The sequence below is a fragment of the Streptomyces sp. P9(2023) genome (genome assembly GCF_032436795.1).
GTDB lineage: Bacteria > Actinomycetota > Actinomycetes > Streptomycetales > Streptomycetaceae > Streptomyces.
Window position 1 is genome coordinate 1 of record NZ_JAUPWM010000059.1, and the last position, 19,865, is coordinate 19,865.

Consider the following 19,865-nt stretch of genomic DNA (forward strand, 5'->3'; position numbering starts at 1 on the left):
GTACGGCGGCTCGCGGCGCGCGGGCTCACGGTACGGCGGCTCGCGGCGCGCGGGCTCACGGTACGGCGGCTCGCGGCACCAGCGGCCACGATGCGGCCGCTCGCCGTACGGCGGGCTCGCGGTACGACGGGCTCACCGTACGACGGCTCACAGTTCATCGGATGGCAGTACGGCGGATGACGGACATTACGGCGATCACACCGGTACGTCGGTTAGTCTCCCCGGATGCTCGACCCCGTCACCCGGCCGCCGGGCTCCCTCGCTCTGCGCTGCTCCCGGGCTCTGCTGTCGCCCTGGTCGCGCCTGTCCCTGCTCGCCGTGCTCCTCCTCGCCGCGGCGACGACCGTCCTCCTCTACGAGCCACAGCGGCTGCTCGCCGAGGGCTGGCCCGCCCAGTCGAGCGGCGCGGGCGCGGTGGTGCTGTTCGGTCTGGCGTACGGGGTGTGCACGGCCGCCTTCGTACCGCGGCCGATCCTGAACCTGGCGGCGGGCGCGCTCTTCGGTACGCAGGCGGGGGTGGTGGCCTCGCTGGCCGGGACGGTGCTCGGCGCGGCCATCGCGTTCTCGCTCGGGCGGCTGCTGGGGCAGGACGCGCTGCGGCCGCTGCTGCGGGGACGCTGGCTGACGGCGGCGGACGGGCAGCTGAGCCGGCACGGGTTCCGTTCCATCCTTGCCATCCGGCTCTTCCCCGGGGTGCCGTTCGCGGCGACCAACTACTGCGCCGCCGTCTCCCGCATGGGGTACGCGCCGTTCCTGCTGGCGACCCTGCTCGGTTCGATCCCGAACACGGCGGCGTACGTGGTGGCGGGCAGCGAGGCGGGATCGCCGACGTCGCCCGCGTTCCTGATCTCGATGGGGTTCATCGTCGTCTCCGGTCTGGCCGCGGCGGTCGTGGCCTGGCGCAAGCGGCACGGCCTGCGCGCCCGCGCGACCGCGGCACCGGACTCGGCCGCCGAGCCCGTCCCGGCGCCGCCCCTGGAACCCACGGCGGCCCGCTCCCCCCGCTAGGAGCCGGCGTCCCCTGAGTCCCGGGACCCAGACCTGAGATCGGGGCCTTCATCCGGGGACGGTACGCTGCGCAACGACCGGCGGTCGATCTCCGATCCGAGACGCGACCGCCCTTTTCTGACGGCACGAGCACATTCGGGACGGCCCTAGCCCCATGAGTTGGTTCGAATCATTCATCCTCGGACTCGTCCAGGGGCTGACGGAGTTCCTTCCCATCTCCTCCAGCGCGCACCTCCGCCTCACCGCAGCCTTCGCCGGCTGGGAGGACCCGGGCGCGGCGTTCACCGCGATCACCCAGATCGGTACGGAGGCCGCCGTCCTGATCTACTTCCGCAAGGACATCGCGCGGATCGTCTCGGCCTGGTTCCGCTCGCTCCGCGACAAGTCGATGCGCGGCGACCACGACGCCCAGATGGGCTGGCTCGTCATCGTCGGCTCGATCCCGATCGGTGTCCTCGGCGTGACGCTGAAGGACCACATCGAGGGCCCGTTCCGCGACCTGCGGCTGATCGCGACGACGCTGATCGTGATGGGCATCGTCCTCGGCATCGCGGACCGGCTCGCCGCCCGCGACGAGACCGGCGGCCGGCACCGCGTCGTCCGTGAGCGCAAGACGCTCAAGGAACTGGGCGTGCGGGACGGCCTGATCTTCGGCGTCTGCCAGGCGATGGCCCTGATCCCGGGCGTCTCCCGCTCGGGCGCGACGATCTCCGGCGGTCTGCTGATGGGGTACACCCGCGAGGCGGCGGCCCGGTACTCGTTCCTGCTCGCCATCCCCGCCGTGCTGGCCTCCGGACTCTTCGAGCTGAAGGACGCGACCGAGGGCGGCCACATCTCCTGGGGTCCGACGGTCTTCGCGACGATCATCGCCTTCGGCGTCGGCTACGCCGTCATCGCCTGGTTCATGAAGTTCATCACGACCAAGAGCTTCATGCCGTTCGTGATCTACCGGATCGCGCTCGGCATCCTGCTCTTCATCCTGGTCGGCACGGACACCCTCAGCCCGAACGCGGGCGAGTCCGGGAGCTGATCCCTCGGGGGCCCTGGCGTCCGGGGCCCCCGCCAGGCGATCTTCGGGTGCGCGTCGCACCCTGGAACCATGGCCTGGCAACCACCCATCGTCGTCCACCGCCCGTCCCCCGACGGCGGGCGGCGCGTCACCGTCCGCGGCCAGATCGTGGGCCTGGCGCACAACGACACCGACCTCGTCGAGTTCCTGCGCCGAGCCGGGCTCGAGGACGCCGACATGATCCTCGACGATCCGCACCTGGTGGAATGGCGCGGCGGCCGCCCGCACCGCTGGGAGGCCGCCTGACCCGGTGGCGCGAAGATTGACCGGTCTCCGACCACGCCTCGCCCCGCACGGCTCTTGGCCCCGGGCTCGCGCTGCCCGACACTGAGGCGATGACGCAGCGCGTGGATCTCGCGACCGTGATGGACCGGATGGCCATCGACGACCTCGTCACCGGGTACGCGGTGGCCGTGGACGACTCCGACTGGGCGGGCTACCGGGCGCTGTTCACCCGTGACGGCCGCGCCGACTACCGCGGTTCCGGCGGTGTCGAGGGCCCGGTGGCCGAGGTCGCCGACTGGCTCGCCGAGACGATGCGGCTCTTCCCGGTGCGCCAGCACCTCATCGTGAACCGGAGGGTCACCCTAAAGGACCTCGGCGGCTACCCGGGCGACAGCGCGGACGTCCGCGCCGACTACGTGAACCCGATGCGCTTCGAGTCGGGCGAGGACTTCGTCTGCGGCGGCCGCTACGCGTTCACCCTCCACCGGACCGACGCCGGCTGGCGGCTGCGCTCCGTGACCGTCGAGGAGAAATGGCGCCGCGTCTAGGCACCGGCTTCGCGCCCGTACGGCCGTGTGGCGGGGTGCGGTCGCGGACGTCGTACGGCGCACACTGGAGGCGACACCTGGAGGCGACGCCGCATGCGGAACCCGTTCGGCCGTCGCGGTACCGGAGCCGCGCGCACCCCCGCCCCGACGCCCCGTCGTGCCGCGCGGGCCGTGGGCGCGGTCGCGGCGGGCGCGCTGCCCGCGCTCGCGTTCCCGGCGCCCGCCCTGTGGTGGTTCGCGTACGTCGCGCTCGTGCCCTGGCTGCTGCTGCTCCGCACCGCGCCCACCGCGCGCCGGGCGGCCCTTGAGGGGTGGCTGGGCGGCGTCGGGTTCTTGCTGGCCGTGCACCACTGGCTGGTGCCGAACCTGCACGTCTTCATCCTCCTGCTCTCCGCCCTGCTCGGACTGTTGTGGCTGCCGTGGGGCTGGCTGGTACGGGCCATGCTCGGGGACGGGCCCACCGGGACGCGCGCCGCCGCGGCGCTGCTCGTCGTCCCGTCCGGCTGGCTGCTCATCGAACTCGCCCGCTCCTGGGAGGGCTTGGGCGGCCCGTGGGGTCTCCTCGGCGCGAGTCAGTGGCAGGTCCCGCCCGCGCTGCGGCTCGCCTCCGTCGGCGGTGTCTGGCTGGTGTCCCTGCTCGTGGTGGCGGTCAACACCGCCGTGGCGCTCCTGGTGGTGTCGACGGCTGCCGTACGGATCACGGCCCTGGTCGGTCTTGTGGTGTGCGCGCTCATCGTGGGCACGGTCTGGTGGGGTGTCGCACCACCGCGCGAGCAGGGCACCGCACGGATCGCGGTGGTCCAGCCGGGGGTGTACGACGGCTCGGCCGGCGTGGAGCGGAGGTTCGAACGGGCTGAGGAGCTCACCCGGGGGCTCGCGGGCCGGAACCTGGACCTGGTCGTCTGGGGCGAGAGCAGCGTCGGCGCCGATCTGACCACCCGTCCCGACCTGGCGAACCGGCTGGCCGCCCTGTCCCGGGCCGTCGACGCGCCGATCCTCGTCAACGTGGACGCCCGGCGCTCCGACCGGCCGGGCATCTTCAAGAGCAGTGTCCTGGTCGACGCCGAGGGGCCGACCGGCGACCGGTACGACAAGATGCGGCTCGTGCCGTTCGGTGAGTACATCCCCTTCCGCTCGGTCCTCGGCTGGGCGACCTCGGTGGGCAAGGCGGCGAACGAGGACCGGGGGCGTGGCACGGAGCCGGTGGTGATGACGCTGCCGGCCGAGGACGGCCGGCCCGCGCTGCGGATCGGTCCGGTGGTCTGCTTCGAGTCGGCGTTCCCCGACATGAGCCGGCGGCTGACCCGCGACGGTGCGCAGCTGCTCATCGCCCAGTCGGCGACGTCGACCTTCCAGGGCAGTTGGGCACCCGCGCAGCACGCCTCGCTGGGGGCGCTGCGCGCGGCGGAGTCCGGGCGCCCGATGGTGCACGCGACGCTGACCGGCATCTCCGCGGTGTACGGCCCGGACGGCAGCAGGATCGGCGACCCGCTGGGCACCGACCGGAGCGCGGCCGCCGTCTACGACGTACCGCTCTCGCAGTCGACCACGGGCTATGTGCGGTACGGCGACTGGACGTTGTACGCCGCCCTGACCGTGCTTGCCGCGCTCTGCGCCGCCGAGGGCATGGGAGCGCTCAGGAGGCCTGCGTCAGAGCTTCCCGCACCACGCGCTCGCACAGCTCGTGGGTCGCGAGGGCGTCGCGGGCGCTGAGCGTCCTGCCCTCCCGTACCGCGCCGAGGAAGGCGAGGACGGCCTGTTCGATGCCGCGCTGGCGGGCCACCGGCACCCAGTCGCCGCGCCGGCGGACGGTCGGCTGGCCCTTGTGGTCGACGATGTCCGCGAGGTTGAGGACCTGGCGCTTGGTGTCCTGCCCGGAGACCTCCAGGATCTCCTCGGTGGAGCCGTTCATCCGGTTCATCATGCCGATGGCGGTGAAGCCGTCGCCCGAGAGCTGGAGCACGACGTGATGCATGAGGCCGTCGCGGATCCGGGCCCGTACGTCGACGTGGTCGTAGTAGTCGGGGAGCAGGAAGCGCAGGGTGTCGACGACGTGGATGAAGTCGTCGAGGACGAGGGTGCGCGGGTCCTCGGGCAGGCCGACGCGGTTCTTCTGCATGAGGATCAGCTCGCGCGGGTGGTCCAGGCACTGGGCGTAGCCGGGGGCGAGCCTGCGGTTGAACCCGACGGCCAGGCTCACGTCGCGTGCCTCGGCGAGCGCCACCAGCCGCTCGGAGTCGGCGTATTCGTACGCCAGCGGCTTGTCGACGTACGTCGGGACGCCGGCTTCGAGGAGCCGGGCGGTGATCTCGGGGTGCACGGCGGTCGGGGCGTGCACGAACGCGGCGTCGAGACCCGTGGAGAGCAGCGAGTCGAGGTCGCTGTGGCGTTGGCGCGACGGCACGTGGTGGGTCTCGGCGACCCGGTCGAGGGTGGTCTTCGTCCGCGTCTGGAGGTGGAGTTCGACCCCGGGGAGGGCGGCCAGGACGGGCAGGTAGGCCTTCTGCGCGATGTCGCCGAGTCCGATGCAGCCGACCTTCACGGGGTCTCCCTTGCGCGTGACGATGTGTCCGCGACGGCCTTCATGTGCCGTTCGCGCTGGTCAGCTTACGCGGCGGGGCTGTTCGGCGAGCGGTGGCCGCCAGTCGGCGATGCCGTCGAAGCCGCGCAGGACGAGGCCGGGTCCGAAGCGCGAGACGGCCGCGATGAGCGCGTCGCGGACGGCGACGGCGGGCCGGGCGGAGACGAGGGTGAGCCGGCCCGTGCGGGCGGCCTTGCGGACGATGGCGGTGGTGCGCGGCAGCCGGTCGTCGGTGTACGCGGCGAGGGCGCGGCTCGGCGGGAGTCCTCGGCCGGCGTGGTGGGCGAGGACGACGGCGTCCTCGATGGCCTGGTTGCCGCCCTGACCGAGGGTCGGCTGCATGGCGTGGGCGGCGTCGCCGAGCAGCGCGACGCGCCCGCGGTGGAAGGCGGGCAGGGGGTCGGGCATGTGGTGGACGTCGTTGCGCAGGACGGTCTCGGGGGCGACGGCGGCGAGGATCTCGGGGATCGGGTGGTGCCAGTCGCCGAAGAGCCGGCGGAGTTCGGCCCGCTCGTCGTCGGGGGCGTGGGCGCCTTCGGGGGCGGCGGCCATGGCGTAGGCGTAGATCCGGCCGTCCTTGAGGGGCTGGGTGCCCCAGAGGCGGCCCCGGCCCCAGGTCTCGTGCGGGGCGAACGGCCGGTCGGGGGCGGGGACGACGACGCGCCAGGTGGTGAAGCCGGAGTACCGGGGCCCCGGGTGGTCGGGGAAGAGGGCGCTGCGGGCCGCCGAGCGGATGCCGTCGGCGCCGATCACCAGCTCGGCCTCGATGTCGCCGTCCGGGGTGCGGACGACGGCGGGCCGTGCGTCGTCGCCGGGGTCGGCGACGGAGGCGGCGGCCCCGGTCCGTACTACGCCGTCGGGGAGGGCGGAGGTGAGGATCTCGACGAGGGTGGCGCGGTGCAGCAGGACGAGCGGTCCACCGAAGCGGTCGGCGGCGGCCTGGGCGCTGGTACGGGCGAGCCAGCGGCCGTCGGGCGCGCGCATGCCGCCGTCGCCCTGCCAGGCGGAGAGCGCGCGGACCCGGTCGCCGAGGCCGATGACGTCCAGGGCGCGCTGGGCGTTGGGGGCGAGGCCGATGCCGGCCCCGACCGGGGTGAGCGCGGCGGCGCGCTCCAGGACGGTGACGTCCCAGCCGCTCCGGTGGAGGGCGACGGCGGCGGTGAGTCCGCCGATGCCGGCTCCGACGACGACGGCACGGTGCTGTTCCATGACTTCTCCCTCACCCTGGGCGACTACACCTGGTAACTACACCTGTAGTGACATCTTCGACGCTACTACAGCTGTAGTTCCGTCGCTAGATAGGTTGTGCCCATGACCGCCCGCACCCCCGCGTCCGCACCGGACTCCCCCGTACCGGACTCCCCCGCCTCGCCCCTCTCCCGCCCCACCCGCATCGGTGACGCCGCGCTCGACCTGCTCGTCGAGCGGGGGATGCGCGGGCTGACCCATCGCGCCGTGGACGAGCGGGCCGGGCTGCCGCAGGGGTCGACCTCCAACCACGCCCGCACCCGGCAGGCGCTGCTCGAGACGGCGGTACGCCGACAGGTCGAGCTGGAGTCACGCGTACTCACCCTGCACGAGATGCCCGGACCCGACAGCGGGCCGGACGCCCTGGTGGAAGCCCTGTCACTGGCCCTGCACCGGTACCTGACCGACCACCGGGCGCTGCTCGTCTCGCGGTACGAACTCGCCCTGGAGGCCACCCGCCGCCCCGAGTTGCGCACGTTCTTCGACGCGGCGGGCTCGGCCGCGTTCCACGGCCCGCTCGTCGCGATGATGGCGGACGCCGGCTCACCGGCCCCCGAGCGGCACGCGCTCTCGCTGATCGCCTGGTGCGAGGGGCTGATGTTCTCCTGCGCGGCCGGGTCCTTCCACGCGACCGTGCCCAGCCGCGCGGAACTGCGCACCGGGTTCGAGGAGTTGCTGCGCGGCATGCTCGGCGGGTGACCCCCGGAGGCCGACCGTCGCGCGGACGCCCCGTTAAGTGCTGGCGCGGTTGCATATCTTGAGCGACGATGCGCGGATGACGACTACCGAGCGCACCGAACCATCGACCACCGCGGGCGAGCGCGAGATGCTCGACGGCTGGCTTGAGTTCCACCGCGAGACCCTGGCTGCCAAGTGCGCGGGGCTCGACGACGCCCAGCTGCGGACCGCCTCCGCGCCGCCCTCGGACCTCTCCCTGCTCGGGCTGGTCCGGCACATGGCCGAGGTGGAGCGCGGCTGGTTCCGGCGGGTGCTCTCGGACGACGACTCCGGCTGGATCTACTCCACGGAGGAGGACCGCGACGGGGACTTCCACCCCACCGCCGAGGACACCTTCGAGGAGGCGCACGCCACCTGGCAGGCGGAGATCGCCCGGGCCCGCGAGCTCGCGGCGCCGCACGACCTCGATCACGTCGCCCCGGGCAGGCACCACTCCGGACGGACGTACAACCTCCGGTGGATCTACGTCCACATGATCGAGGAGTACGCCCGCCACAACGGCCACGCGGACCTGCTGCGCGAACGCATCGACGGCGCGACCGGCGACTGACCCGGCGCACCGACACGGCCGACCGACAGGACGCGTCGACACGACGTATCGACACGGCGGACGCGTCATCGGATTCCGGGGCGTCACCCTTGCGGGCCATTCCCCACCGGTAGGGGCGCGAAGATCACCGCGGGCCAGCAGAGTTGCGCGCGTGCATGCAACCAGAACCACAGCGACGTTCCTGGTCGGGGCGGCGCTCGCCGCCCTCACCGGCTGCGTCTCGGTCGATACGCCGCCTCCGGCGCCCCCGCCGTCCCCGCGGGTGAGCGGCCCCGCCCAGGGCGTGGACGTGGCCCCGCAGATCGTCGAGGGCCCGGCCCGTGAAGCGCTGGAGGCGGCGCTGCCCGCTCCCCCGCCGCCGTCCCGCCGGGCGACGCCGAGCCCGTACCAGGAGCGACGCGGGAGCACCGTACGGAACGGCACGGGCGGGGAGCGGCCGTCCCCCGTGCCGCAGCAGCGCTCGCGCGCACCGAAGGCGCGCCCGCCCGCGCCGCCGAGGCTGCCCGCCGTGCCCGAACCGCCGCGATCCCGGGCGGAGGTGTGCGAGCTGGGCGGGCGGTACGGAGGCTGGCACCCCGACAGCCCACAGGCGACGATCTGCCGGGACACGTACGCCCGGTGACCTCCCTAGAGCGGGCGGAGCCGTAGCTCCAGGCGCTCCATCGCGGCGCGGACCCCGTTGCCGTAGCCGTCGTCGTCCAGGGTGTCCGAGGCCGCGCGGGCCCGGTCGAGGTGGACCCGCGCCGCGTCGGGCCGCTGGAGCTTCAGATAGTCGGCGGCCAGGTTGAGATGGAGCGAGGGGTAGAGGGCGCGGAGGGCGACCGCCGAGTCGTGGGCGGCCAGCCGGCCCTCGGTCAGCTCCTCGGCCGCCAGCAGGGCCCGCAGGTCCCAGGCCAGCTCGGCGTCCGGGTCGTCCTGCGCGTCGGCCATGTAGTGGGCGAGCGTGCAGCGGTGGAGCGGGTCGCCGTCCGGGCCGAGCTGCGCCCAGAGGTCGCCGAACCGGTTGCGCGCCTCCTCGCGGTCCCCGCCGTGGAGCAGCATCGTCGCCTGCCCGATCCGGGTCATGACGCCGTCGTCCGACACCTGCTGCTGCTCGGTCACTGAGGGCCTCCACACGCTCACCGTCCGGGACTCCGTCCGGGGCTCCGACGCTAACCGCCGAGGCCCCCGATCCGGCACAGGCTCGGGTGGTACCCCGGGCCTGTCAGCCGGGCGGGCCCACCGCCGACCGGTCGTGGGAGGGCCGACCGCCAACCGGCCGCTGTGAACGCTCAGCCGAGGTTGGGGATGCGCCAGTCGACGGGCGCGTGGCCCTGGGCGGCGATCGCCTCGTCGATCTGGGTGAACGGCCGGGAGCCGAAGAACTTCTTCGCCGAGAGCGGCGAGGGGTGCGCGCCCTTCACCACCACGTGCCGCTCCTCGTCGATCAGCGGGAGCTTCTTCTGCGCGTAGTTCCCCCAGAGCACGAAGACCGCCGGGTCCGGCCGCGAGGCCACCGCGCCGATCACCGCGTCCGTGAACTTCTCCCAGCCCTGGCCCTTGTGCGAGTTCGCCTCGCCGGCCCGGACGGTGAGCACGGCGTTGAGCAGCAGCACGCCCTGCTCGGCCCAGGGCATCAGATAGCCGTTGTCCGGCACGGGGTGGCCGAGCTCCTGCTCCATCTCCTTGTAGATGTTGCGGAGGGAGGGCGGGGTCTTGACGCCGGGGCGGACGGAGAAGCAGAGGCCGTGCCCCTGCCCCTCGCCGTGGTACGGGTCCTGACCGAGGATCAGGACCTTGACCTTGTCGTACGGCGTCGCCTCCAGCGCGGCGAACACCTCCTCGCGCGGCGGGTAGACCGGCCCCTTGGCCCGCTCCTCCTCGACGAACTCGGTCAGCTGCTTGAAGTACGGCTTCTGCAGCTCGTCCCCGAGGACGCCGCGCCAGGACTCGGGCAGCATGTCGGTGTCGGTCACGTCAACAACCTCCGGTAGGCGATCTCTTCTACGCCTGAGAACCTACCGTCGGCCACTGACAACGCCGCCGCTCGGGCCGGTCACCGGACCTGCCGGACCTACCAGCTGGCCCTGCGGTTGAGCTCCCAGAGCTGCATGACCGTCTGCGGGTCGAGCGCGCGCTCGGCGCCGCCGATGTCCTCGCTCACCGCGATGTAGAGCTTGCCCTGCCACAGCGGCAGCAGCCGGACGTCCTCGACCATGATCTCCTGCGCCTTGCGGAACTCGGAGACGATCGCCCCGCGGTCGCTCTCGCGCCGCGTCTTCGGGATGATCCGGTCCGTGATCTCGGGACTCACGTACGGCGTTCCGAGCGCGTTCTTCTTGCCGACGAACGGGCTGATGAAGTTGTCCGCGTCAGGGAAGTCGGGGAACCAGCCGCGGCCGAAGACCGGGTACTCGCCCTTCTGGTAGCCGGGAGCGAAGTCCTTCCACGGCTTGCTCTGCAGGGTCACCTCGAAGAGCCCGGAGTCGTCCAGCTGCCGCTTGAGCTCGGCGAACTCGAGCGCGGTGCCGGAACCGTACCGGTCTGTGGTGAACCAGAAGGTCAGCGGGACGGGCTTCTTGATGCCGGCGTCGCGGAGGATGTCCCGCGCCTTGGGGACGCTCGGCTCGCCGAAGCGGTCGAAGAACTCGGTCGTGTGACCGACGATGCCCTTGGGGACCATGGAGTACAGCGGTTCCGCCGTGCCCTTGTACGCCTTGGCGACGAGCGCCTCGCGGTCGACCAGCTGGGCGATCGCCCGGCGGACGGGCTCCTTGGCGACCGAGGGATCCTGGGCGTTGAAGACGAGGTAGCGGATGTCGGCGCCCGGCGACTCCACCAGCTGGAGGTGCTGGTTGGCGTCGCTGGGGTTCTGCAGGTCGACGACCTCCTCGGCGGTGAGGCCCCGGTAGGTGGCGTCGATCTCCTTCTTCTTCAGCGCGGCGACCATCGGCTCGGACTCCTTGAAGTACCGGATGGTCACCCCCTCGTTCTTGCGGTCCGCGAACCCCTTGTAGGTGGGGTTCTTGGTCAGCTCCGCCGTCTCGCCCTCGGTGTACTCGTCGAGGACGTACGGACCGGAGCCGGTGAGCTTGCCGTCCTCACGGAGCTTGTCGGCCGGGTACTCGGCCGGGTCCACCAGGGACATGGCGGGGGTGGCGAGGACGAAGGGGAAGGTCGCGTCGGGCGTGTTCAGCTTGAAGACGACCGTGCGGGCGTTCACGGCCTCGATCTCGTCGAGCGAGCCGAGCAAGCCGTTGGGGCCGCCGTCGACGTTGATCTTCCGGATGCGCTCGATCGAGTGCCGCACGGCCTCGGCGTCCAGCGTGCGCCCGTTCGAGAACTTCAGGCCGTCGAGGAGGGTGCACTCGTAGACCCGGCTGGCCGTGTCGGTGAATTTGCAGTCGGCGGCGTCCGGCTGCGGGGACGTACTGCCCGTCGGGAAACTCACGAGCGTCTGGTAGACATTCCGGAACAACTCCCAGGAATTGTCCCAAGCGGCTGCCGGATCGAGCGTGGTGGGAGAACTCGTCGTGCCGACCACGATTCTCTGTTCCCCGGTGGATTCCGTGTCCGAAAACAGGCCGCAGCCCGCCACCAGGGATATGGACGCAAGGGCTGCAGCGACCTGCAGACTGGTCCGGTTGAACACGTGCGCACGCTCCTCGTTCAGCCTTGGGTCGGCCGACCATACCGCAGCGCCCTGCCAGGTCAATGTTCGACCCTGACAGGGCACTTGAGGCATTCAGCGATTAATCGGGGCCAAACCGGTCAGGAATTCCGGAAAGTGTCCGGATATCGGTCACCCGACACCGGCGTTGAGGAAAATCCCCCCGTCGACCACGAGAGTCTGGCCCGTGATCCAGTCCGACTGGTCGGACGTGAGGAACGCGGCGGCGCCGCCGATGTCCTCCGGGACGCCCAGCCGGCCGAGCGGGTAGGCGGCCGCCGCCTCCGCCTCCCGGCCCTCGTAGAGGGCCTGGGCGAACTTGGTCTTGACCACCGCCGGGGCGATGGCGTTGACCCGGACCAGTGGCGCGAACTCGTGCGCCAACTGCAGGGTCAGATTGACCATGGCCGCCTTGCTCATCCCGTACGCGCCGATGAAAGGCGAGGGGGAAATGCCGGCGACCGACGCGATGTTCACGATCGCGCCGCCGTTGTCCTTCTGCCAGGCGCGCCAGGTCTGCTGGGCGAATCCGAGCGCCGAGATCACATTCGTCTCGTACACCTTGCGGGCGACATTCAGGTCGAGCTCGGCCATCGGGCCGAATACCGGATTCGTCCCGGCATTGTTGACCAGGAAGTCGACCCGGCCGAACGCCTCCATCGTGGCGGCGACGGCGGCGGCCTGGTGGGCCTCGTCGTGGGCCTTGCCGGGCACGGCGATCACCCGGTCGGAGCCGAGCGTCTCGACGGCCTCCTTGAGGGCCTCCTCGCCGCGTCCCGTGATGCAGACCCGGTCGCCGCGGGCGACGAGCGCCTCGGCGACGCCGTAGCCGATGCCGCGGCTCGCGCCGGTGACGAGGGCGACCTTGCCGGACAGCTCGGGCAGTTCCTTCGTGCTCATGTATGTCTCCTCTTCCCGCGCGGGCGTCAGTTGAGCGGGCCGCCGGCCACGTACAGGACCTGACCGGAGACGAAGCCGGCGTCCTCGCCGGTGAAGAAGGCGATGGCGTTGGCGATGTCGTCGGGGTTGCCGACCCGCTGCACCGGGATCATGGAGGCGGCGGCGGCCTGGAAGTCCTCGAAGCCCATGCCGACGCGCTCGGCGGTCTGCGCGGTCATCTCGGTCACGATGAAGCCCGGGGCGACGGCGTTGGCGGTGATGCCGAACTTGCCGAGCTCCTTGGCGAGGGTCTTGGTGAAGCCCTGCAGACCGGCCTTGACCGCCGAGTAGTTCGCCTGGCCGCGGTTGCCGAGGGCGGAGGACGAGGAGAGCGAGACGATCCGGCCGAAGCCCGCGTCCACCATGTGCTTCTGACAGGCCTTGGCCATCAGGAAGGCGCCCTTGAGGTGGACGTTCATGACCGTGTCCCAGTCGAGCTCGGACATCTTGAAGAGCAGGTTGTCGCGGAGCACGCCCGCGTTGTTGACGAGGATCGTCGGCGCGCCGAGCTCGGCGGCCACGCGCGCGACGGCCGCCTCGACCTGGGCGCTGTCGGAGACGTCGCAGCCGACGGCGAGGGCGGTGCCACCGGCGGCGGTGATCTTCTCGACGGTGTCCTTGCAGGCCGCCTCGTCGAGGTCGAGTACGGCGACGGCGCGGCCCTCGGCGGCCAGCCGTACGGCGGTCGCGGCGCCAATGCCCCGTGCCGCGCCGGTCACGACGGCTACGCGCTGCTCGGTGGTCGACATGCTGGTTCTCCTCGCCCTTGGATCATCCCTGGATGCGAAGCGGTCCGCACGGTGCGCCTGCGTCGTCCCGCACATGAGCGACCGCTTAGTACCTTCGCAGACGAGACGCTAGAAGCCCTGGCACCCGGTGTCAACGGCCCACCGGGTGCACCGGCCCACTCCTACGGCGCGCCGAGGTGCGCGCCGTGCGGTCAGCGCACCAGCAGATCGAGCAGCCTGTCGACCTCGCCCTCGGGATCGGCGGTCAGACCGGTGTGCACCGGGCCCGGCTGTACGACGGTGGAGCGGGGCGCGATCAGCCAGCGGAAGCGCCGGCCGGCGTCGTCGCGGGCGGCCTGTCCGGCGTCCTCGCCGCCCAGACAGACGCCCTCGACGGCGTGCAGCGCGGCGCGTACACCGACGACGTCCGCGCCGGGGTCGAGGGCGCGGAGCTTTGTCTCGTCCAGGTGCGTACGGGCGGCGACGTAGGACTTGGCGCGGCAGTAGACCACCACGCCGGCGTTGAAGCACTCGCCGCGCTCGACGCGTGGCACGACGCGCAGCAGCGCGTACTCGAAGACATCGCGGTCGGTCACGTGGTGCGGTCCTTCTTCGTGGAGGGCGGCCGGGGGGTGAGCCGGTCGGCCAGCCAGCCGGGCGGCTGCGCGGGCCGGCGCTCGACGCGCGGGCCGAGGGTGATGCGCTCGTGGATGGTCGCGGCGCGCGGCAGCAGCGCCTCGACGTAGGCCTGGCGCAGGGCGTCGGTGCTGTCGAAGCCCGGCTCGTCGACGAGCCACTCGTCGGGCACGTCGGCGGCGACCTCCTCCAGGAGCTCCCGCGTGACCAGCGGCGCGAGCTCGGCGGCGGCGGCCGCGACGTCCGGCGAGAACGGCGCGAGGGCGTGGTCGGAGGCGTCGTACGGCTTCGCGGCGGAGGCCTGGGCGCCGGGCCAGTTGTGGTGCCAGATCATGGTGGCACCGTGGTCGATCAGCCACAGGTCGCCGTGCCAGACGAGCATGTTCGGGTTGCGCCAGGACCGGTCGACGTTGTTGATCACCGCGTCGAACCAGACGACCTTCCCCGCCTCCTTCGGGTCCACCTCGTACGCCAGCGGATCGAACCCCAGGGACCCGGGCAGGAAGTCCATCCCGAGGTTGAGCCCCCCGCTCGCCTTCAGGAGCTCCTGCACCTCCCGGTCGGGCTCGGAGAGTCCGATGACGGGATCGAGCTGGATCCCGACCAGTTCGGGCACGCGCAGTCCGAGCCGCCGGGCGAGCTGCCCGCAGACGACCTCGGCGACGAGCGTCTTCCGGCCCTGCCCGGCGCCGGTGAACTTCATGACGTACGTACCGAGATCGTCGGCCTCGACGATCCCAGGGAGCGAACCGCCCTCACGCAAGGGTGTGACATAGCGGGTCGCTACGACCTCTTCCAACACTTTCCCAGGCCACCCATCTCTTCAGCCTTACAATCCGCGGACGGCTTCTCCGGGGCGTAGAGGCAGGAATCACCGGTCAACGGCGCTGGGGAGAATCTGGGGAGTTTCGGCTGGCGAGCCGGTCTCCCCGCTCCCCAAGCAGACCGTCGATGGTGCCGCGCCCCTTGCTGCCAGCTTCCGGCATGAAGTGAGCATAGTAACCGAGGGTGATCGCAGGCGAGGAGTGTCCTAGCCACCGAGCCAGGGTCACGACGGACTCTCCGGCTTCCAACATGATCGAGGCGTAGGTGTGCCGAAGCACGTGGAAACCGTCCTTCGGGGCCGCCGCCCACTGCCAGGCTTTCGCCCCCTCGGCACGTGGCGGAATGACGCCGGCCTTGGCCAAGGCCGGCTTCCAGGTGTAGGTGTTCCATGTGTTCACCGCGACGGCGTTGCCGAAGCGAGTGGTGAGCAGCAGGGAGAACTTCTTCCTCTCCCCCTCCGGCTTCCCCCACGGCAGCTCCACCTCTACCGGCGGGAATGCTTCGATGTGACGCTTGAGTTCCTCGGCCACCGAGGGGGGCAGATCCACTGTGCGGATCTTCTTCCCCTTCGGCAGGGCGAAGTACAGCCTTCCGTGAATCGCCTGCACTTGGCGCCGAACGTGAAGCATGCCGCGTTCATAGTCGATGTCCTCCGGACTCAGCCCGAAGACCTCGCCCTGGCGGAGTCCGCACCCCAGGCCGACCACGACGGCGATCCTGTTCCGCGGGTTGATGGCATCGCGGACCCGCAGTGCCGTACCCATCGGCCACGCGTCGCGCCGCTCCCGTGGCGACTTGGGCCACCGCACAGATTTCGCGTGCATAGGATTGCGCGCGAGGCGCTTGTCGTCGACGGCCGCTTCCAGAATGGAGGAAAGCTCGGACAGGATGCCGCGCTGGTAGTCGACTGACGAGACTGTCGACTCCAACTTGGTTATGAACGCACGCAGATCCGTTGCGGCGATACTCCTGAGCGGAAGCTGGCCCAAGTGCGGGACGATATGGAGACGCGTTCTACGCTCCTGACTGTCCTGGGTTTTCGGAGCACCGCCTCGCCCTGGTGCCCAGTGCGTCGCGATGTAGTCGGCCAGCGTGATGGACCCGTCACGCGGGTCTACGAACTCACCTCGCTCCTCGTCCGTGGCTGCTCGGCGAAGCCACGCCTTGGCGTCCTCCAGCACATCAAAAGATCGGTCTCGAACCCCAGGTATGCCGGCGACCTTGTACCGCTTGCCCTTACCGTAGCGAGCGGTCTTCTCCCGGTGACCGGATCCTTCTTCTTCTTGATCCAGCGGTCTTCTATGTAGCCGGCCAGGTGAGTCTCCCTTGTGCGCGGTCGGGCGAACGGCGTCCAATGACGTCTGGTTTCAGGCGCCGCAGTTGCCTCCGAGCCGGGCCTGCGGGGCCGCGGCCAGAGGGCTCAAGCTCGGGTTGGAGCGGGAGTCGGCCTGCTCCTGTTCGCGGACCCAGGCGTCGAGTACCTCCCGCCGGTACACGACGCGGCCTCGAGGCCCCATACGGAAGCTGGGTGGTCCCTGCCGCCGGTGCCGCCAGACGTAGAGCGTGTGAGGCGAAAGTCCGAGGTATTCGGCGGCGTCCCTGACTGTCAGGAAGGCTGTGCGGGCGACACGGTCAACAGAAATAGCGGCCGAAGGGCCAAGCGGTTGTGTAGGCATGACATAAAGGCATCTCTGTGAGTTGCGAGGAGCGGGGCCAGTGCACAGACCAGGGCTGCTCCACGCCTCCTCTCGTCTTCGCAGCACTGCCCTGTGTCCGCTACGGCTCCACCGCCAAGCACAGCCGAATGCGAACACCCTCGATGGTCACGACGATCGCCGGTTCGGCTAACCGGCGATCGTGGTCTATGTTGCGCTCGCGCCGGACCGGGATCCGTCCTCGGAAACCAACCACGGAGCCAGCCGGAACGACGTCAAGTACCCGATGCCCATCCAGTCCGCCACCAATAGCTCTGTCTCGCAGAGGCATTGAAGCCTTACCGACACGACACGTTCCATCCTGCCAACCTCCTCCAGAATTGAACGGCTTACGGATCCGGGCTTACTGGCCGCGTAGGCCAGAATGCAAAGATCGAGGCGATACCCTCCTGCACCAACCCCTCGCCGAAGAGGGCGGCCGCGCAGACGCACAAACAGACGCCGGACGGAGACGCTCCATAGTCGGATTGGGCGGGCGCGGCCTACGCGTTGGCTGCCCCAGAGCGAAGAGGAAAGGGGCGTCCACTCGAACCGATCGGAGAGTGCGCAGCGACAGAAGAGACTCCTCATCGGGTCACCCGGTGTGCCGCTTACCGGCCCCACCTCCGGGGTGTTGTACGTTGACATAGCCCCGGAGAGGCTTCCAGTCCTTTGGGGTTCTTTCTCGTCTGCCATGGGCGAATGGCGGATGCCGTGGTCCCGTTATCCCTTGGATGGCGGGCGGCGACCTGATCACGGACCGCCCTGGACCTGTTCCGCATGAGTCGGCAGGTCGACGCGCTGCACGCCGTACTGGACACGACCGCCGGCCAAGTCACGGTGGAACAGGCAGCGGCGTGATGCAGCTGACCGCCCATGCCATGGCGTCTGGATCATCCGATCGTGCCCGGGCGACAGGTCCGACCGGACACCCGAGCGCCTCTACGCCGGAGCACCATGAAGAGGGTCGCCATCGTCGGCTGCGGAGGCAGCGGCAAGTCGTACCTGCCGCGGGAACTGGGCAGGATTCTCGACGCCCCGGTGACGCACCTGGACGCCACGTTCTACGACGACGAGTGGAACGAGCTGCCCATGGAGAAGTTCGCCGCCGTGCAACGCGATCTCGTCGCGCAGCCGAAGTGGGTGATCGACGGGAACTACAACTCGAATCTGCAGATCCGGCTCGAAGCCTGCGACACGGTCGTCCTGATGGACGTCTCGACTGTGGCCGCTCTGTACGGGATCTTCTCCCGGCAGATCCGGCATGGGGCCGGGCACAAGGGCAACGGGGTGCACAACCGCATCCACTGGGGCGTGGTCGAGTACGTGGCGACGTACCGCCGCAGGATGCGCCCACGCGCTATGGCCAAGATCGAGGAATTCGACTCGGACCGTGCCGACGTGGTGCTGCTGTCCGGCTCACCGCGCGCCGCGGCGATCCTGCCGCCGCACACGGCGAACTCTCCTCTCTTCACGAGGCTGTCCTGGCCGGCATGACGGCCCGCGTGCATGGCGTGGACGCCGAACTCGGCCCGTTCACCGCAGACCCCGACGACCGGCGGGCGGCCGCCCGGTGGCTGGAGCCGCTGCTCCTCGACGACGGCACCCGCTTCCTGGCTACTGCCGGCCGGTGGCCCGAAGCCGCCTCGAACGCCGACCGTTTCGATCCCGCCCCCGAACGGCTGCACCAGGCCCGTCAATCCCGCATCGTCGCCCATACCCTCGCCGACCGCCAGGGAGCCGCCCGCGGCCTCCTCGACTCCTCCGTCCCCTCCGAGGCATGGGAGGCGGCAGTGCGGGCGTGCCTGGGTGCCTTCAGTAGCCTCCATTCGGGCGGACTCGCCCCGCAGGAGATCGATTGGACCCTCCGCGCAGTCCACGCCGCCCGGCTCGACGACGCCCCGGCCACCGCCCGCTTCCGGCTCCGTCTGGGCGTGCTGTCCGTCGAACTCCTCTCCGCCTCGTGCCCGACCTGGCCGACTCGCTCGCCTCCGACCTCATCGCCGAGGTACGCCGCGGTCAGGACGCCTTCACCGTGCGAGAGGCCCTGGGCAGCCCCGCCGTACGGGGCCGGATGAGCCCGGCCGACGAAGCGGCCCTCACCGCCATCGTCTCCGAAGCCGGCCTCGACACCGGTGAGCTTCCCGTACGGCTCCGGCACCGACTCGACCGCGCCGTGGAAGGCGCGGAAGTCGTTCTGCGGCAGCTGTTGGACCGACGATGAACGACTGACAGTGGCGTCATCACGCCATCGCGTCTTTACGCAACCTGTGACGCTTGGCCAGAGATTCGGCACTGCACCAGGATGATGCTCGCGACGCGGCCCCGGCGGCACGGGAGCCACGTCCGAACGGCAAGGACCGGGCGTTGCCCTGGAGGCGCACGGTACGACGAGCGAAACCCCTTCCCTCGCGCGCTCGTCACAACGTGCGGCGCTCGCCCGGTCCTGCCGTCCTATGGGGCAGTTCGCGCTGAGGCCACGGCACAGCCCTGGTCGCACCGGCATGAAAACACACGTCCAGCTCGGCCATCTCTTGCGAATCCTGCCGGTCAGCCCCGCGTCGGCCAGTGCCGAACGGCGCGGGTCAACAGGCAGGACGTACTAGCCCTGCAGGCGTTCCGCCGTGACCAACCAGGAGGTGCTCAGGAGGCGGACCGTACCGTTGGGTGTCTCGTGGGCGGCCATGTGGGCGGTGAGCGCTTCTCGGGCGCAGGCCTGGGTGGGCGCGTCGGCCTGCTGCATGAGATGGCGGCCGGGACCGGTGGCCAGCAGGAAGTCCGCCGCGTCCACGGCGTCCTGGCCCCAGGTGCCGTACGCCGTCACCTCATCGACCGTGACGTCGGTGTAGCCGGCGCCGGTGAGGACGGCACGGACACGTTCCGGGGCTGCGAGGGAGAACATTCCAGGGCCGTCTGCCGGCGTTCCAGAACCACCGACCGGCAGAATGCCGTCCATGGAGGCCATGGCCGTCACCCAGCCGTTGCGCTCGGGCGCCGCGGGAAAGATGAAGGCGAGGCGGCCTCCGGGGCGCAGGGCGCGTCCGATGTTGCCGAACGCCTTCTCCGGGTCCGTAAAGAACATCACGCCGTAGCGGCTGATGGCCGCGTCGAACGCGGCCTCCTCGAAGCGGTGGGCCTGCGCGTCGCCTTGGACGAAGGAGACGTTGGCCAGTCCTTCGTCCGCCGCGCGGGTGCGCGCTTCGGCAAGCATCGGTGCGGACAGGTCCAGGCCGAGCGCACGACCCTCGGGGGCTCGGCGAGCGGCCATGCGGGTCGTCTGGCCGGCACCGCAGCCAAGGTCGAGGGTGCGGCGGTCGCCGGTGATGGCGGCGCCGGTCAGCAGCGGCTCGGTCAACTACCCGGCCCTGAAGGGCCAGGCTTGGAGGTAGAGCCCAACTGGCTGCTGGGTGGTCTCCTCCGTCCAGCA

24 protein-coding genes are annotated in these 19,865 nt (G+C 70.8%); 12 read left to right on the plus strand and 12 right to left on the minus strand.

Annotation, left to right across the window (positions count from 1 at the left end; translation table 11 throughout):
- The 6 genes from Q5762_RS35660 to lnt form a co-directional block, all read left to right on the plus strand.
- The coding region (locus tag Q5762_RS35660; protein ID WP_315896475.1) for a hypothetical protein at positions 1-180 on the plus strand (180 nt) is incomplete at its 5' end.
- Between the two features lie 45 nt (positions 181-225).
- Positions 226-1,008: a TVP38/TMEM64 family protein gene (locus Q5762_RS35665; protein WP_315896476.1), complete on the plus strand. Its 783-nt coding sequence runs from the start codon at positions 226-228 to the stop codon at positions 1,006-1,008.
- Positions 1,009-1,162: 154 nt separating this feature from the next.
- Positions 1,163-2,038 carry an undecaprenyl-diphosphate phosphatase gene (locus tag Q5762_RS35670; RefSeq protein ID WP_315896477.1) on the plus strand — a complete coding sequence of 292 codons (876 nt, stop codon included), beginning with the start codon at positions 1,163-1,165 and terminating at the stop codon, positions 2,036-2,038.
- A 69-nt stretch (positions 2,039-2,107) separates the two neighbouring features.
- Positions 2,108-2,323, plus strand: coding sequence for a hypothetical protein (locus Q5762_RS35675; RefSeq protein WP_260227218.1), 216 nt, complete (start codon positions 2,108-2,110; stop codon positions 2,321-2,323).
- An 89-nt stretch (positions 2,324-2,412) separates the two neighbouring features.
- Complete coding sequence (locus Q5762_RS35680; RefSeq protein ID WP_315896478.1) at positions 2,413-2,850, plus strand: nuclear transport factor 2 family protein; 438 nt, start codon at positions 2,413-2,415, stop codon at positions 2,848-2,850.
- A gap of 93 nt (positions 2,851-2,943) precedes the next feature.
- Positions 2,944-4,563: an apolipoprotein N-acyltransferase gene (lnt, locus tag Q5762_RS35685; RefSeq protein WP_315896479.1), complete on the plus strand. Its 1,620-nt coding sequence runs from the start codon at positions 2,944-2,946 to the stop codon at positions 4,561-4,563.
- Here the strand turns inward: lnt and Q5762_RS35690 are convergent.
- Positions 4,487-5,392 (minus strand): Gfo/Idh/MocA family oxidoreductase, encoded by a 906-nt coding sequence (locus Q5762_RS35690; protein WP_315896480.1) that lies wholly within the window; start codon positions 5,390-5,392, stop codon positions 4,487-4,489. The two genes, lnt and Q5762_RS35690, sit on opposite strands and share 77 nt — an antisense overlap.
- A gap of 60 nt (positions 5,393-5,452) precedes the next feature.
- A complete protein-coding gene (locus Q5762_RS35695; protein ID WP_315896481.1) occupies positions 5,453-6,640 on the minus strand; it encodes an FAD-dependent monooxygenase in 1,188 nt (395 codons plus the stop codon).
- Positions 6,641-6,742: 102 nt separating this feature from the next.
- Between Q5762_RS35695 and Q5762_RS35700 the strand changes: the two genes are divergently transcribed.
- The 3 genes from Q5762_RS35700 to Q5762_RS35710 all read left to right on the plus strand — a co-directional run bounded on the left by Q5762_RS35700 (position 6,743) and on the right by Q5762_RS35710 (position 8,589).
- The gene (locus tag Q5762_RS35700; RefSeq protein WP_315896482.1) at positions 6,743-7,378 is read left to right on the plus strand and encodes a TetR/AcrR family transcriptional regulator; all 636 of its coding nucleotides are present in this window, start codon (positions 6,743-6,745) and stop codon (positions 7,376-7,378) included.
- A gap of 76 nt (positions 7,379-7,454) precedes the next feature.
- Positions 7,455-7,967 carry a DinB family protein gene (locus Q5762_RS35705; protein ID WP_315896483.1) on the plus strand — a complete coding sequence of 171 codons (513 nt, stop codon included), beginning with the start codon at positions 7,455-7,457 and terminating at the stop codon, positions 7,965-7,967.
- Between the two features lie 151 nt (positions 7,968-8,118).
- The gene (locus Q5762_RS35710; RefSeq protein ID WP_315896484.1) at positions 8,119-8,589 is read left to right on the plus strand and encodes a hypothetical protein; all 471 of its coding nucleotides are present in this window, start codon (positions 8,119-8,121) and stop codon (positions 8,587-8,589) included.
- A 5-nt stretch (positions 8,590-8,594) separates the two neighbouring features.
- Here the strand turns inward: Q5762_RS35710 and Q5762_RS35715 are convergent, their stop codons facing one another.
- The 9 genes from Q5762_RS35715 to Q5762_RS35755 all read right to left on the minus strand — a co-directional run bounded on the left by Q5762_RS35715 (position 8,595) and on the right by Q5762_RS35755 (position 16,420).
- Positions 8,595-9,068, minus strand: a complete 474-nt coding sequence (locus tag Q5762_RS35715) for a hypothetical protein (RefSeq protein WP_315896485.1) — start codon at positions 9,066-9,068, stop codon at positions 8,595-8,597.
- Positions 9,069-9,238: 170 nt separating this feature from the next.
- Complete coding sequence (gene ung / locus Q5762_RS35720; RefSeq protein ID WP_315896486.1) at positions 9,239-9,922, minus strand: uracil-DNA glycosylase; 684 nt, start codon at positions 9,920-9,922, stop codon at positions 9,239-9,241.
- A gap of 98 nt (positions 9,923-10,020) precedes the next feature.
- The gene (locus Q5762_RS35725) at positions 10,021-11,598 is read right to left on the minus strand and encodes an ABC transporter substrate-binding protein (RefSeq protein WP_315896487.1); all 1,578 of its coding nucleotides are present in this window, start codon (positions 11,596-11,598) and stop codon (positions 10,021-10,023) included.
- Between the two features lie 150 nt (positions 11,599-11,748).
- Complete coding sequence (locus tag Q5762_RS35730; RefSeq protein ID WP_315896488.1) at positions 11,749-12,516, minus strand: SDR family oxidoreductase; 768 nt, start codon at positions 12,514-12,516, stop codon at positions 11,749-11,751.
- Positions 12,517-12,542: 26 nt separating this feature from the next.
- Positions 12,543-13,304, minus strand: coding sequence for a 3-oxoacyl-ACP reductase FabG (fabG, locus tag Q5762_RS35735; protein WP_315896489.1), 762 nt, complete (start codon positions 13,302-13,304; stop codon positions 12,543-12,545).
- A gap of 191 nt (positions 13,305-13,495) precedes the next feature.
- Positions 13,496-13,879, minus strand: a complete 384-nt coding sequence (locus Q5762_RS35740) for a DUF3037 domain-containing protein (RefSeq protein WP_315896490.1) — start codon at positions 13,877-13,879, stop codon at positions 13,496-13,498.
- On the minus strand, positions 13,876-14,718 hold the full coding sequence (locus Q5762_RS35745) for a HipA family kinase (protein WP_315896497.1): 843 nt from the start codon (positions 14,716-14,718) through the stop codon (positions 13,876-13,878). The genes Q5762_RS35740 and Q5762_RS35745 overlap by 4 nt, the downstream gene beginning before the upstream one ends.
- 79 nt (positions 14,719-14,797) lie before the next feature.
- Positions 14,798-15,733: a site-specific integrase gene (locus Q5762_RS35750; RefSeq protein WP_315896491.1), complete on the minus strand. Its 936-nt coding sequence runs from the start codon at positions 15,731-15,733 to the stop codon at positions 14,798-14,800.
- Positions 15,734-16,111: 378 nt separating this feature from the next.
- On the minus strand, positions 16,112-16,420 hold the full coding sequence (locus tag Q5762_RS35755; RefSeq protein ID WP_315896492.1) for a helix-turn-helix domain-containing protein: 309 nt from the start codon (positions 16,418-16,420) through the stop codon (positions 16,112-16,114).
- Positions 16,421-17,395: 975 nt separating this feature from the next.
- Between Q5762_RS35755 and Q5762_RS35760 the strand changes: the two genes are divergently transcribed.
- Genes Q5762_RS35760 through Q5762_RS35770 form a run of 3 tightly spaced genes read left to right on the plus strand, consistent with a single transcriptional unit; the run spans position 17,396 to position 18,662 of the window.
- A complete protein-coding gene (locus Q5762_RS35760; protein WP_315896493.1) occupies positions 17,396-17,935 on the plus strand; it encodes a topology modulation protein in 540 nt (179 codons plus the stop codon).
- Positions 17,932-18,516: a hypothetical protein gene (locus Q5762_RS35765; RefSeq protein ID WP_315896494.1), complete on the plus strand. Its 585-nt coding sequence runs from the start codon at positions 17,932-17,934 to the stop codon at positions 18,514-18,516. The genes Q5762_RS35760 and Q5762_RS35765 overlap by 4 nt, the downstream gene beginning before the upstream one ends.
- On the plus strand, positions 18,513-18,662 hold the full coding sequence (locus Q5762_RS35770; RefSeq protein WP_315896495.1) for a hypothetical protein: 150 nt from the start codon (positions 18,513-18,515) through the stop codon (positions 18,660-18,662). The genes Q5762_RS35765 and Q5762_RS35770 overlap by 4 nt, the downstream gene beginning before the upstream one ends.
- A gap of 378 nt (positions 18,663-19,040) precedes the next feature.
- On the opposite strand, the gene Q5762_RS35775 is transcribed toward Q5762_RS35770, so the two are convergent.
- On the minus strand, positions 19,041-19,793 hold the full coding sequence (locus Q5762_RS35775; RefSeq protein ID WP_315896496.1) for a class I SAM-dependent methyltransferase: 753 nt from the start codon (positions 19,791-19,793) through the stop codon (positions 19,041-19,043).
- Positions 19,794-19,865 lie beyond the last annotated feature (72 nt).